Source organism: Nocardioides sp., assembly GCF_050699375.1.
In the GTDB taxonomy this organism is placed as follows: domain Bacteria; phylum Actinomycetota; class Actinomycetes; order Propionibacteriales; family Nocardioidaceae; genus Nocardioides.
This window is the reverse complement of the sequence record NZ_JBOHDN010000229.1, coordinates 1-13,230: the sequence shown is the minus strand read 5'-3', so window position 1 is coordinate 13,230 and position 13,230 is coordinate 1. Positions and strand designations below refer to the sequence as shown.

The window sequence follows — 13,230 nt, the reverse complement described above, 5'->3', positions numbered from 1 at the left end:
ACCACTCCCCTCCTCACATGCCGTCCGCGAACGAGGCGAGGCTGCCGTGGTAGTACGGCACCATCCCCAGCGGCAGACCCGCGACGAACGCTGCGTCCTGGGCGCCATGCGGGAGCCGCAGCTGCAGCCGTGCCGGCGGCGCCAAGGTGCGACGCACCACCGCTGAAGCCCGACCAAGGTCAACCGGATCCAAGACCGTGACTGTGACCAGCAGCCCAACCCGGGTCAGCGGCGACCCGAGCGACTCCTGCTCGGCCGTCTTCTCCGCAGCCGAGACCCCGAGCCGGTGCGCGGCCCTCGTGCGCTGGTTCTGCGAAGCCACCAGCCGAGCCGCGGTCACATCATTCTCGGCGATCTGCGCCGAGCGTGCAGCCGACTCCGGGCGGTAGACCAGCGTGACGCGCTTGTGCGCGACGTCGCGGTGCGGAGCGACCAGGCCATCGAGGACCTTCGCGAAGAACTGGCCCTTCGGAGCGGCATACATCTGCCACGTACGCGACAGCGCCGTCTCATGCTGGTAGGCATCCCAATGGTTAACCGCGGTGATCGGGCCCGCCTGAGACCACGGGATCTGCGTCCCGCCCTCCTGCTGCGCCTTCTCCACCGCCGGACCAGCGGCCGGGTCGTACGCGACCCGAGTCATGTCGGTGATCTCCTGCACCGTTGCCGGGTAGCTTCCCTGCCCAGCACCGGTGCCGTCCAGGGTTCCAGTCATCGCAGGCAGGATGTCCCCGATCGCGGCCGCCATCTCCTCGCGCGACCGAACCTGGACATCCTTCTTCGACTCGCCCTCGAGCCTGGCGTTGAAGGTGATCGTGATCCGCACCGTCACCGTCGGGGCACCTGCCCGCGAGGACTCCTTGACCTGCTCGACCATCAGCTGCGAATACGCCGGCGCTGCGGCGCTGCGGCCACGGTCGACCGAACGACGGAGTCGCTCGCCCGTGTCGGGAGCCGAGTCGATAACGACCTGAGCGCCGACGATCTCCTCACCCGAGGCCAGCTGGGACAGCCAAGCGGCCCACTGCGCCACCTGGGCGTCCATGACTTCCCTGTCCATGCCCGAGCGGCCCTCGGGGAAGCAGTTGATGACCACGGAGTAGAGGTCCGGCTTGGTCCAGTGGATCAGTCCGAACTCACGACCGTGGACGTCGCGGGCGGCCGAGAGCTCCACCGCGGCCGCGACCCCCGGGAGGCGGCACCGGCCATCGGGGATGAACCCGGTCAGGCCCTGCACCAAGACGTTCTCGCCGGTGCGGGCCGTCTGCTTGAACCGCAGACGGCCGATCATCCGTGAGTAGCGGCCCTGCCCGTCCGCGGTCGGAATCGCCTCAGGCAGGACCGCGGCCAGCACGAGACCCATCTCGAGCAGCCCGACCCACAAGTTGGTGGTGAAGATCAGCAGCAGCATCACCAGGGTGCCGAGCAGCAAGATCCCGGACGGGATCGCGCTCAGGCCGAAGAATCCCGGCAGCATCGGCTTACGAAGGTTGCCGTACCGGATCTCTGTTGCCTCAGTCGTGCTCATCGTTCCTCCTCGGCCGGGCCGTTCGCCTGACTCACGTCTGTCTGCTTCGGGTGGTTTGTTCTTGCTGTGTTATCTGTCATGGCTGTTACTGCCCTGCGCCATCTGCGGTCTCGTCAGCGGCCGCCTGCGCTCTCGATGCCGTGTCCCGAGTCATCTCGGCGACGGCCTGCGCAGAGCGCGATCCCGCACCGTTCGGGGTGCTCGGCCGAGACCCGGGCTCGCCAGTCGTCGTCGATGTCGTCTCCGCACCCGGCGCCGAGCCGCCATTGCTCGGCGACTCCGGCTCAACGGGAGCAGCACCAGAAGAGGCCTGGCCGTCAGCACCCTCAGCGCTGGTCTTCGACGACGAGCTCTCAGGCGTCTCCACGCCGCCGGCGCCTCCCGCCGGGGTCCCCTCTGCTCCTACAGGCTGACCGCCCGACGGGTCAGTGCCGGACGGGTCAGCGCCATTGGCCGGGCCGTTACCCCCACCAGCAGCACCACCAGCGCCACCGCCGGAGGCGCCAGCAGCGCCATCCGCTCCACCGGCGGCGCCACCCGTCGAGCCGCTGCTCGCCCCGGCTGCAGCGCCCGAGCTGCTGCCTGCGCCGCCAAGCGCGACGATCGCCGCACCTGCTGCGACAGCACCTACAGCGGCGCCGCCGGAGAAGGCAGAGGACGAGCCGACGGCTGCGGCAGGCATGAGAAACTTGATCAGCGCCGGGAGCGCGAGCGCTGCCATCGCGATCACGGTCAGCCCGTAGATCGCGTTCTGCACCTCGTCGCCATTGTTCTCCCCCATCAGCCGCATCCCCGTCGCGTAGATCACCGCAGCGACGGGCTTGTAGAGGACGAACCCGAGCACCACCATCAGCAGCCGCTTGTAGCGCTGCCAGCCCTCCTCCGTTGCCGATGCAGCTGCAGCCGGGGCCAGGAGCGCGAACAACACCAAGATCGCGGCACCGCGCAGGACCATGAACAGGCACTGCACCAGGCTGGCGACGATGGCCAGCAGGAAGATCACCAGCCACATGCCCAGTCCTTCGGACGGGGCGCCGGGCGAGAGACCCTCGATCAGGACTGTCTTGAAGCCGTCGGATGCCTCGTGGCCCGACGCCTGCTTGATGATCCACGGGGAGAACTCATCGCCCGACATGATCAGAACCTGCGTCACCGTCCACGCCGGAAGCGTGGCGAGCAGGACCGCCACCATCTGACGGCCGATCGAGGTGAACCCCGCTCGACTCTGCTCGGGGTTGAGCCCGACCTTCAACAGCGCGAAGGCCATCGACATCACGCAGATGGCCGCCGTGATCGGCATCAGGTAGTGCTGCATCGACGTCATCAGGTCCGTGCCCTGCCAGTTCTGGCCAGAACCCTTCGCCAGCTCCGGCGAGGGGACCTCCATCCAGAACGTCGAGACGTAGCCGAGGAGGTTCTTGGCGCCATCAGCCAGCGCCTGTACGAACTCCTCAACGGCAGACCCGGCGAGGTTGCCGACGCCCTCTTCGACACGGCATCCGAAATCCAGGGGTGCGCACATCCCGATCACCGACCCGGAGCCCAGGAAGTGAAGCCAGCGGGAATCTGCTCGACGCCGGCCACGCCCCCTGCGAGGAGTGCATCGGTGTCGAGTAGCCAATCCGAGCCGCTCCAGACAGCCGACAGAGCCGTGCGCGCCAGTTGCCCACCATTGACCGTGAAGACCATGTCGAGGTTGCAGCGGTCGGGTGAGCATGACGTGAAGCGGTACGCCGCGACGGTCTGGGCGAAGGCGTCACTGGAGCTGGCGTTCTCAGCGTCCTGGATCACCTGGTCGCGACCAGGGCCAGGAACCAGCTGGGCGCGTGCCACCGCAGCGGTCTGGGTGGGATCGGCTCCTATCGCGGCCGCGATGGTGGCGGCAGCGAACAGGGCGCCCGTCGGGGAGTGCTCGAAGCACTGCCGTACCGCTCCGTTGATCTGGGTCGGTCCGTACGTTGTCGATACCGGGACCGAACTACCGCCGACCGGGTCCCAGGTGGCGTCAGGGGCGGTGCCCGGGACGCCATCAGATCCAGTGCTGGGGTTGCAGCCAGCAGCCTCCCAGCCAGTGCCTGCCGACGAAGTCGGGCTCGAGGACGCTGAGGAGGAGGGAGGAGTGGTGGGATCGGTGGACGGCGTGGGGTTTCCGGTGGTGTTCGTGTCGTTTCCGGGGAGGAACAGGACGATCGCTAGGCCGATGACGACGGCAGCGATGAGCGCGGCCGAGGACATCCACCAGATGCCCATGCCGGTCCATCCTTCACGGTTGTCGGACTCGTCACTCATGTCATTCCTGTCAGGTGTTGTGTGCTGTCAGTGAGTTGACGTACGGGGTGCGGTGTCTTCGGTGGGTCACCCGGCGGCGATGCCGAGTGCTCCGAAGATCGCGGAGGCGGCGCCGAGGAAGACGGCGGCGACTAGGACGACGGCGGCGCCCATGCCGCCCTCGAAGCGGCCGTGGCGGAGGGCCTCGAAGCCGGCCTTGCCCATCATCAGGCAGAACGCGATGAAGAGGCCGAGGCCGACGAGGCCGGTGACCCAGGTGGTCAGCAGGCTGAGTTTTCCGGTTCCGGGCGGGAGTGCGGCGACCGGGGTGACTGCTGCGGAGGCGCTGGTGTTGATGGCCTCAGTGATCAGGGTGGTCATCATGATGCGGTTCCTCTTCTCTGCTGTGTTTTCATCAGGTTGGTAGTTGCTGAGGGCGAGCTGGCGCGGAGCTTCCGCGCTTGGTCGAGCAGGCTCTTGCGGGTACGGCGTGCGCGGCCTCCAGGTGCTTCGCCGGGGAGGTGGATGCCGTGGCGGATGTCCTCGGACCACTCCAGGCGCCAGGAGTGAGGCAGTGCCCGTTCTGCTGAGCGGAGGTCTCTGGCGAGGAGCTTGGACAGGTTGGGTGCGTCGTCGACGAAGACGACGCCGAGCAGCCGGATCTCCTCAAGCCCGCCCGAGGCCCACTGGTTCGCAGCTCGACGGACGAGGTTGAGCCCTTTGGCGTGCGTGCGGGCGACGAAGATGACCGGGATGGTCGGGTCGGCCAGGCCGCTGAGGCTCTTGCCGCAGTCGGCTGCCTCGCTGCCGAGAAGTGAGGCCATGGTGGAGGTCCCGGCTCCGCCGTGGAGCCCGACAAGCTGGACCGTGACCTCAGAGCTGAGGGTGCGGATCATGAATCGGTCCGGGACCAGCAGGACTGGGTCCGCCGGAGCGGGTGCTCCAGTGGGGGCCGGCGGACCAGCGTTCATGACTGCGCGCCGGTCGTCCTCCCCGTCCTCGATGGCCTGCTCTGCCGGGACAGGTAGGAACACATTGCCTGCGGCCGAAGAGGCCGTCGACCGGGGCACGACTGCCCCCTCGTCGCCAGGCGTCGAAGGCTGCGTCCGAGCCCAGGCCGGAGGCCACGAGCCCGCACGGGAGTCGTCGGTGCGGCCAAGGGCTGCCGAGAGCCAGGCCGAGCCACGACGTCGCGGCCCACGGGCCGCCTCGCTCTCAGCCGCCAGGCGGGCGCGTCGCTCCGCGTCCTCGCGCGCCACGCGTTCCTGGTTGGCGACCACACCGGCCTGCCACGAGCTCGACTGCTCTTCGGCCGGCGGCTGCGGCTGCAGCTGCTGGCGCCGGATCGGGTTGATCCGAGTCTTCTCGTCGGGGTCGTCGGTCATCACTGAACTCCTTGGGGGAAGGTCATCGCGTACATCAGCCAGTCGCCGTGGTCGTGCTCGAGCTGGACGGTGAAGGCGCCGGCACTGGTCGGGACGGCGACGTTTGCGCCCCCGGGGGTCACGGCGTTGGGACCGGTGACCGCGTCGGTGACACGGGGATCTCCGGTCACGGTGAGCTCGGGGATGTTGGCCGGGTCGGTGTACTGGTAGAGCGCCTTGCCCGCCGGGGAGAGCATCGGCTCAAGCCGTGCCCACCACGCCTCGTAGTTCGACGAGCGATCCGCCCAAGTGGTGAAGACGGTCAGGGCCGCCTGCTCGGCCTCGGAAAGTGCCGCACCCGACGCGGGAGCGGTCGGGTCACCCGCCGACGAGGATGAGGGAGAAAGCGCGCTGGTCGCTGCCGGAGTGTCAGGCTCGGTGTTCTGACTGACGACGACGGCGACGAGACCTCCGCCAATCAGGACGGCCGCGAGTGCGCCAACGAGGATGGGTTTCTTCATCACCGGGCTCCGATCTGTGCGGCGAGCCAGCGGTGGTCGGAGACCATGGGCCCGTTCCAGCTCTTGGTGAACTTCACGTTGGTAGGCGCGAAGAGGTAGTCGACCCCGGTGTGGACCTGGCCGTAGCCCGCGGCGCGCATCTTGGCGGGGGCCGCCCAGCTGCCGGTCTGCTGCGCGGAGACGTTGAAGTCGCCGCCGATCAGGACCGGGCCAGTCGACTCGAGCCGGTCGGCCACTGCGCGGAGCGTGTCCATGCCGTTGCCGTAGGCCTGCTGCCGGCGCGGCTTGTTGGGACCGAACTTGGAGGGGTCGGTCATGTGGTGGACGCTGATCACGTTGACCTTCGCTCCCCCGCCCTGGCGCTCGAGGGTGATCCAGGTGATGTAGCGGTCCCACACGACGACACGGCCTCGGTAGGTGTTGCGGTCGTCCTCGACGATCTGGACGCGGCCGCCGTCGACGGCTTGCCAGTCACTGGCCTTCCACATGACGACGGTGTCCTTGGCCTGGCTAGCGCCCGTGCCCGTCGGGGTGCTCGGGTCGCGATAGGCCGCATAGCCGGGAGTGGCAGCAACGAGCTCCTTGAGCGAGCGTTGCTGCTGCTCGTTGAGCGTGATGAAGTCAGGGCGCGTGGACGCGACCTTCGACATCGAGGTGCGCAGTCCTGCGTTACCCGAACGGTTCGGGATGTTCGCGGTCGCCATCCCAACCGAGCCCACACCGGCGGATTCCGCCGAGGTCCCCGACGTCGACGCGGGAGCGGTCTCGACGCGCTCGCCCCAGGGTGCTGCCCATCCGAGGTAGGGGCCCCAGCCCTCGATCGCCTTGAAGGGGACGATGTTGAGCGCGTTGGCCCGGTAGCTGCCGTCAGGTGCTGCGTCGGTGGAGGCCATCATCGGGACGCCGTTCTGCAGTCCCATGTAGACCCCGACGTGCCCAGCCCAGTTCGAGGTGTCGAAGTACACCCAGGCGCCGACGGGGATCTGGCGACCGTCGGCCGCGTTAGCGGGATGCGCTGTGCCCTGTGCGACGAAGGTCGCCCAGGCGTCGTTGGCGGTGGGGTAGCCGGAGTTCGGGCGGCCCATGGCCTGCGCAGCGAAGTTCTGGCAGCGAGAGAGCCAGGCCTGCCCGGAGGCGGCCAGCTCCTTGACCCGGGCGATCAGCTGGGCCTGGTTGAACGGGCCCACGTAGTCGCGGCCCGTGCCGGTCACGACTGCACTGGTGAACCCGCCGCCCGCGCCACAGCCTGCGGCGGCGTCGACGTCGCCGACCACGCCCGGCAGGCTGGCCGCCGCCTTCTGGCCGCCGCCGGTCGCGCCGTCGACCTTGTTGCTTGCGCCGCGGGTGCTGATGGCGTTGACCAGCTCGAGGGCCGGGTCCCAGAACTTCGCGTACACCGTCGGGTCCGCGTTGCGCTGGACTGCGTGGATCGCTGCGGTCGGGGCCATCGTCTCCCAGCCGGGGACGTCGACCAGGTGCCGGTAGAACTGTCGCGCGGCGTAGTCGATGTCCATGACCTGCGCGATGGTTCCCCAGTCGCCGCCGGACTCGTACGGGGTCTGCTGGAGGATGCCGTAGGCGCGGCCGCCTGCGTTGGTGATCCCGCCCTGCTGCCCCTGAGGGATCAGGTTCGACTCGTCCATCGCGGCCGCCACGATCAGCGTCTGCGCCCGCGCCGGCATGTTCAGTTCGGCGCCAACCGAGATGAGCTGGGCGGCGTTGGCGGCCTGCTGCGCAGACCACTGTCCGACCCCGCTTCCCGGTGCGTTCGCCTGCAAGGTGCTGCCCGCTGGGGCACACCCGGCCGCTTCCTCTTCCTTACCGCCGAGGGCAGGGATGAGGACGATCATCAGCAGCAGCGGCGCCAGGACGGCCGCCATGAACCACTTACTCATCACGCACCTCCAGCGTTGTCGAACTTCGAGGCCGTGGAGGAGAGAGGGGTGGCCATGCCAGCGGACGCGGCCGGGGTGGTCTCGGCACTGGCGTCCTTGGGGAGCCGAAGCGCATAGAGAACAGCGGTCGAGCTGTCCGGCGAGGCGACCACGTATGCGGAGGTGCCGGCCGAAGCCTGCGGAGGCGTGAGCGCGCTCGTCAGCGGCGGAGCCGGTGCCTCCAGCGACTCTGCGAGGACCCCCGAGGGAGCGGCAGCCAACGGCTTGCCCTCACCAGTGCCGAAGGCGCGGTCATCACCAACGGCGGAGGTCGCCCAGTCGGCGGGCAGCGCGGCGGCCGTGCCGGTCGCGAGGTCGAGGGCCGTGGAGCCGTAGATGCCCCAGGAGCCAGTCGTAGACGAGGTCAGCGGCAGCTCCTGCCCCGTGGCGTAGACCGTGGGGATCGAGTCGGTCGTCCAGCCCAGGCGCCATCCCGTGGTGGCGTGGGTGTACCCAGCCAGGCGCACCTGATTCGAGCCCGTGTCGGTGGTGGCGTGATAGGCCAGCACCAGACGAGACCCGGACCAGCCCGCGATCGCTGAGAACGCCGTTCCGGCCGGAGGGACCAGGCCCTGCGGGGCCGGGGCGACGCGGGCATCCGTGACCGTCCAGACCTCACCGGCCGCGCCCACCACGATCAGCGCACCGTCAGCAGTAGGAGCCACCGGGGTGCCCGTCGCCGGGATCACCCGGGTGACCAGGTCGCCATCGGTCACGATCCGTGCGTGACCGGCATCGTCGAGGACCATCGGACCGGTGGGCGTCATGCGCACGTCAGCGCCTGCCTCGCCCAGCCCCCACTCCCCTACCGGCTTCCCGGTCGAGGGGTCGAGGAGAACCAGGTCTGAGGACGTGGCGACCGCCAGGACCTGCTCACCGTCGACCTCGGCGAGCACGGGGCCCGCCGCGACGGTCCCGTCGAGTTCGGGGTTCTTCCAAGCCGGGACACCGGTCTCGGAGTCGTACGCCGCGACCGTTTCGCCGCCGTCACGCACGACATAGACACGATCGCTGTCAGCGGTCACCGGTGCCGAGGTCGACGAGTAGGAGGAGGTTCCCAACGGGATCGACCAGCGGGCCACAGCCTCATAGGGCGCGGGAGCGACCACGGGCAGTTGCGCGGGCTCGGGCGGAACCGGCTTGCGGGTGCTGTCGTCGTCGGCCTGGGCCCGCAGGATCATCAGGGTGATCGGAGCTCCGAGGAACACCACCACGAGCACAGTCATCAGAGCGACGATCAGGAAGAACATGCCCGCCGGCCGCTCGCGAGCAGGGCGGGGAGCCGGAGAGGTCGTCGACCCAGTCGGCAGACGGCGGCCAGTCTTGGACCGCGAGGCCGTGCCGGTCGAGGTCCGGGTGCTCGGGTCGTCGGTCTCGTAGACCTTGCCGGCCGCGGTGACGACCAGGTGAAAGATCGAGTCGTCAGGTGCGATCCCACGCACCCGGATGGCCCGAGCCTGCGTGGGACCCTTCTTCTGGGCCGCAGCCTTCGCAGCCGCCTCAACGACCGCACGGCGTACGGGCTCGAGCTCGACGTCGCGACCAACGGCCACGTCATCAACGAGGCCCTCAAGGTCGCCCTCATCGGTCTGTCGGATCTGGGCGCGCACGAGCGGGAACATCGGCACCTGCGCCGGGTCGAACGGCTCCTGGTCGCCTCCCAGCGACGTCAGGGCTACGCGCTCAGAGATGTGCGAACGGTCAGACATCACCAACTCACCTCCCCCGAGACTTGGTGCCGGTGGAGGCCTAGGTGGCCCGCACCAGGTGATCTATCAGAGCAAAGAGCGCCGACAGTTTGCGTTGATACGACTACAGAAGCATCGGTTTGATAACGGGTGCCTGCAACGCCATTACGGGCTGTCCGTGCTGCGCTGGCTCGCATCTGCTGACCTTCCCCGCCCTCTGGGCTGTGTTGGTTCTGGCGCTCTTCGGTGCTCATCAGGTACGCTACCACAAAGCATTCCTTAAAGGAATGCAATAGCGAAGGGTGGGTGTTTCTTGATGGCCAGAGTTCACGGACGCGCGGGTATCGGCACAATGGCGATGTGCCGCGCGTCATCCAGTCCGATCCTCCACCGCCCATGAGCGTCGAGATCGCCGCGCGCGTTTTCGGTTCCTCGCTGCGCCTGGCGCTGCTCCGGCACTACCGGGGAACGGCCAGCTCGCAGGCAGACGCCGCAGTCGCGCTCGACCTCACGCAGAGCGTCGTCTCCAAGAACACCGCGGTCCTCGTCGACGCCGGCGTCGTGGTCGCCGACCCGCCGGGCCGGTGGAAAGGAACCCCTGGCAAGTACATCGTCGACGAAGAGCGCCTGCGGCACCTGATGGCAGTGACGATGATCTACAGCCTCAACGGCAACCAGATCAAAGGGTTCGACAAGGACCTCCGGCAAGCGGCCGAGGCCCTCTCCAAGGAGGGTTGGTAACTCCACAGGTGGGACGCGACACGCCGAAGGAAATCGGACCGTTTTCCCTTGGGGGCCGGAAGGATCAGGCTCAACCATCCACCGACGTGTCACCTGGAGGTGAGCTCCAAATGCCTGCTGTGAAGGGGCGACGCCATCTCGGCGAGAATCGCCGTACTGCGCAGATCAAGGGAACGGTCCGCCCGTCGTCGCGCGACAAGGCCAACGCGGCCGCAGATGCGCTCGGGATCTCCCTGTCTGCATATTTGGACGCACTTATCGACCAGGACCAGGTGGACTCCTCCGGCCGGCCGGCCTGGGGCAGCGAACTGCCCGGCCTCGACTCTCAACTGGAGTTGAGCGCATGACGTGTTGACCTGACTAGGGCAATGCCCTGAAAAGCACCGAAGGCCCCTGCGCCAACAGAGGACCTTCGAAGAGTTCGGAATGAGCTACCAACTCAGACTCCGACTTATGACATCCCGCTCCCGCTCCAAGGAGGTCGAGGTGGCTTTGTGCTACCCACCCTAACATCAACATTTGGCGCCAAATCCAGGCGCACCGGAAACGTTGACGGATTTTCCACCGCCGAGGTCGTGTGGGCGCGGCTCGCGCCCCGGCTCGCGGCGCGTGGTCGCGTCCGTGTCGCCCGGGACGGCCGCAACTACCGGCGCAAGTACGAACGGGCGGTCACGGCCTCGCTTCCTGCCCACCCGGCAGCGGTGCTCTTGTACGACGACAACGGGTGTGCGCCGGTGTTTGTGGTCGACCTCGATGCCAAGGGCCCAGACTCCGGGGTCGACCGTGACTACGCCGCACTCGTCGGGCTTCTTGAGCGTGCAGGGCTGACGTCGTGGTTCTCTGACCACTCCCCCAGCGGCGGTCGGCACGTGTACGTCCCCATCACTAGCGCGATCCCGTTCACCGAGGCGCGTGACGCCTCAAGGATGCTCGAGCAGCGGATCCCCAGTGCCGACAAGCTCCCGATGTCAGGGATCTCCGAGGGCTGCATCCGCCCCCCGGGCTCACGGCACCGCTCCGGCGGCCACCAGGTTCTGGACTGCACACTCGAGCACGCTGAGGCGGTGCTCGACACCCCGAACAGCCCAATGGCGTGGGCGCGATTTCTTGGCGAGCTCGAGCGCCACCACAGCCCGCTGGTAGCACCCGCATCGGGGGACGACATCGACGACGACAGCAGACTCGATGCACTGCCCGGCTACGCCGCCGGGCCCTCGGAAGACTTCCAGCGCATTGCCCGCACCGGCGACTACGACCCGAGCAAGTACGCCACCCCATCTGAGGCTCGCCAGGGCGTGGTGTGGTCCTGCGCCGCCACCGGATGGCGCCTCGTCGACGTTGCTCGACGTGTCGAGGACGGCACCTGGCCAGGCCTGGCCTCCTTCTACGCCCGCTACGCCCCGGCCGAGCGTCACAAAGCGCTGAGTCGCGACTGGCAACGGGCGGTCTCCTTCGAAAAACGGCGGAGAGAAGCCCATGGGAAGCAGTCTGTTCGTCTACGCACCACAAGCCCGCATAAGACACAGCGGGGGGAGCAACCAGGGTCTGCGATAGCGCAGCGGCGCAAAGTGATCAGCCAATGGGTCCGCGAATGGCTCGCGGCCGTCGACTTCGTGCACGGCCCCGAAACAGACCTCGGCGTACGCGCTGTCCTGTACGCCCTAGCCGAAGCCGCAGCGCTGACACAGAGCAGGGTGATCGAGCACGGCAACCGCTCCCTGGCGATCGCCACAGGTCTCGACCACACCACGGTCGGCAGGATCCTGCGAACGCTGGAGAACCAGCCCACCGACCGGCTACTGCTCCAGATGGTGCGGCCAGCCAAGGGCGTCCATGCCCACGCCTACGAGCTCCGCATCCCCAGGCTGCTCGCCCCCAAATGCGCCGAGAAACCGTGGCGTGCCGGCCGCATCTACGCGATCCGACCAGTGTTCCGAGAGCTCGGCCTTCCAGCCGCGTACATCTACGCCGCCCTTGAACAGGCCCACCACCGCGGCGAGACCTCGACCAGTGGCCGCGAGCTCGCTCAGCTCGGCCGGGTTGGTGTGACCGCGACGTACGACGCACTCCAGACCCTGGCGACCCACGGCCTGGCCGAGCGCGTCCCCCGGAGCGAGGGGGGCGGGTGGCGGCTCGGCGCTGCCTCGCTCGCCCAGCTCGCCGAGGCGTGGGGCATCGTCGAAGCCATCCGAGGCCAACTGGCCCGCTACCGCGCCGAGCGCGCCGCCTGGCGCCACTGGCTCACTACGCGCGGCCGTCTCGACCCGCGACACCTCGAAGCCGCTGACCAGCAGCCCGACCCTCCCCCACAACCGGAGGCCCAGCAGAGGACGACGTGGTTCGACGACGCCACGAGCCTCCTCTCACTGTTGGAGCGCGAGCTCGGCGCTGTGGCCGTCTGACCCCGGCGACACTAACCACCGAGACGGCCGAGAGTCCCCCGCCATGGTTCCCGAACCTGTCGGTGCCGTCCGACACAATCATCCAGTGAGCAACGAGTCCGACTTCACCCTCCATGCGTGGATCGACGAATCGATCCACGCCGCCGCCGGCTACATCGTCGCAGCGACGATCGCGGCGCCGGCGGCATGCGAGGCACACCGTGACGCCGTACGCGCGGCCGCGCCGTCCTCCCGCCGACGCATGCACTGGCGTGAGGAGGAGGGCAAGGACCGCCTTCGTATTGCCGAGGCTCTCGGCCAGCTCGACGTCGCCCACACGATCGTGATCGCCTCGCCGATCGACCCCCGCAAACCGGAGCGTGCTCGTCGCAAGTGCCTCGAGCTGCTCTTCCTTGAGCTGGAGGATCTCGGGGTCACCCAGGCGTGGCTGGAGACGCGCACGGACGCCCTCAACCGACGTGACCTGTTCCTGGTCGACGCACTGCGCGGAACCGGAACGCTCACCGGCGCGCTCCACGTCGACTTTGGCGATCCCAACGTCGAACCGATGCTCTGGATACCCGACGCCATCGCCGGCGCTTTCGGTGCCGCCCGACGAGGCAACCCCGTGTGGCGCGATGCCCTCGCCGTGACCATCGACGTGATCGAGATCAATCTCTAGGAGACTGCTGAACAAAAGGCGCGCCTCCCGTGATCGGCGGGTTGGTCTGAAATCCTGTGGGTATGCAGGGTGAGTCCGATCGGCAGCTTGAACTGCTGGATGTGGAGTCGGTGGCTGGGCATC

The 13,230-nt window shown here is 68.2% G+C and carries 12 protein-coding genes; 4 read left to right on the top strand and 8 right to left on the bottom strand.

Annotated features, from left to right (window positions below):
• Positions 1-13 precede the first annotated feature (13 nt).
• The 8 genes from ACRDPS_RS16595 to ACRDPS_RS16560 form a co-directional block, all read right to left on the bottom strand.
• The gene (locus tag ACRDPS_RS16595) at positions 14-1,528 is read right to left on the bottom strand and encodes an SCO6880 family protein (protein WP_431502761.1); all 1,515 of its coding nucleotides are present in this window, start codon (positions 1,526-1,528) and stop codon (positions 14-16) included.
• An 85-nt stretch (positions 1,529-1,613) separates the two neighbouring features.
• Complete coding sequence (locus ACRDPS_RS16590; protein WP_431502760.1) at positions 1,614-3,050, bottom strand: hypothetical protein; 1,437 nt, start codon at positions 3,048-3,050, stop codon at positions 1,614-1,616.
• 5 nt (positions 3,051-3,055) lie between these two features.
• Positions 3,056-3,817, bottom strand: coding sequence for a hypothetical protein (locus ACRDPS_RS16585; protein WP_431502759.1), 762 nt, complete (start codon positions 3,815-3,817; stop codon positions 3,056-3,058).
• A gap of 66 nt (positions 3,818-3,883) precedes the next feature.
• Positions 3,884-4,180: a hypothetical protein gene (locus ACRDPS_RS16580; RefSeq protein WP_091053141.1), complete on the bottom strand. Its 297-nt coding sequence runs from the start codon at positions 4,178-4,180 to the stop codon at positions 3,884-3,886.
• On the bottom strand, positions 4,177-5,181 hold the full coding sequence (locus ACRDPS_RS16575) for a DUF6668 family protein (RefSeq protein WP_431502758.1): 1,005 nt from the start codon (positions 5,179-5,181) through the stop codon (positions 4,177-4,179). The genes ACRDPS_RS16580 and ACRDPS_RS16575 overlap by 4 nt, the downstream gene beginning before the upstream one ends.
• Positions 5,181-5,681: a hypothetical protein gene (locus ACRDPS_RS16570; protein ID WP_431502757.1), complete on the bottom strand. Its 501-nt coding sequence runs from the start codon at positions 5,679-5,681 to the stop codon at positions 5,181-5,183. Before ACRDPS_RS16570 ends, ACRDPS_RS16575 begins: the two co-directional genes overlap by 1 nt.
• Positions 5,681-7,576, bottom strand: a complete 1,896-nt coding sequence (locus tag ACRDPS_RS16565; RefSeq protein ID WP_431502756.1) for a hypothetical protein — start codon at positions 7,574-7,576, stop codon at positions 5,681-5,683. Before ACRDPS_RS16565 ends, ACRDPS_RS16570 begins: the two co-directional genes overlap by 1 nt.
• On the bottom strand, positions 7,576-9,324 hold the full coding sequence (locus ACRDPS_RS16560) for a PQQ-binding-like beta-propeller repeat protein (protein WP_431502755.1): 1,749 nt from the start codon (positions 9,322-9,324) through the stop codon (positions 7,576-7,578). The genes ACRDPS_RS16565 and ACRDPS_RS16560 overlap by 1 nt, the downstream gene beginning before the upstream one ends.
• Positions 9,325-9,663: 339 nt before the next feature.
• Between ACRDPS_RS16560 and ACRDPS_RS16555 the strand changes: the two genes are divergently transcribed.
• From ACRDPS_RS16555 to ACRDPS_RS16540, 4 genes are all read left to right on the top strand, one after another.
• On the top strand, positions 9,664-10,044 hold the full coding sequence (locus ACRDPS_RS16555) for an ArsR/SmtB family transcription factor (protein ID WP_431502754.1): 381 nt from the start codon (positions 9,664-9,666) through the stop codon (positions 10,042-10,044).
• A 110-nt stretch (positions 10,045-10,154) separates the two neighbouring features.
• On the top strand, positions 10,155-10,391 hold the full coding sequence (locus ACRDPS_RS16550) for a hypothetical protein (RefSeq protein WP_431502753.1): 237 nt from the start codon (positions 10,155-10,157) through the stop codon (positions 10,389-10,391).
• Between the two features lie 228 nt (positions 10,392-10,619).
• Complete coding sequence (locus ACRDPS_RS16545) at positions 10,620-12,446, top strand: hypothetical protein (RefSeq protein ID WP_431502752.1); 1,827 nt, start codon at positions 10,620-10,622, stop codon at positions 12,444-12,446.
• 85 nt (positions 12,447-12,531) lie between these two features.
• Complete coding sequence (locus ACRDPS_RS16540) at positions 12,532-13,107, top strand: hypothetical protein (protein ID WP_431502751.1); 576 nt, start codon at positions 12,532-12,534, stop codon at positions 13,105-13,107.
• The last annotated feature ends 123 nt before the right edge of the window (positions 13,108-13,230 follow it).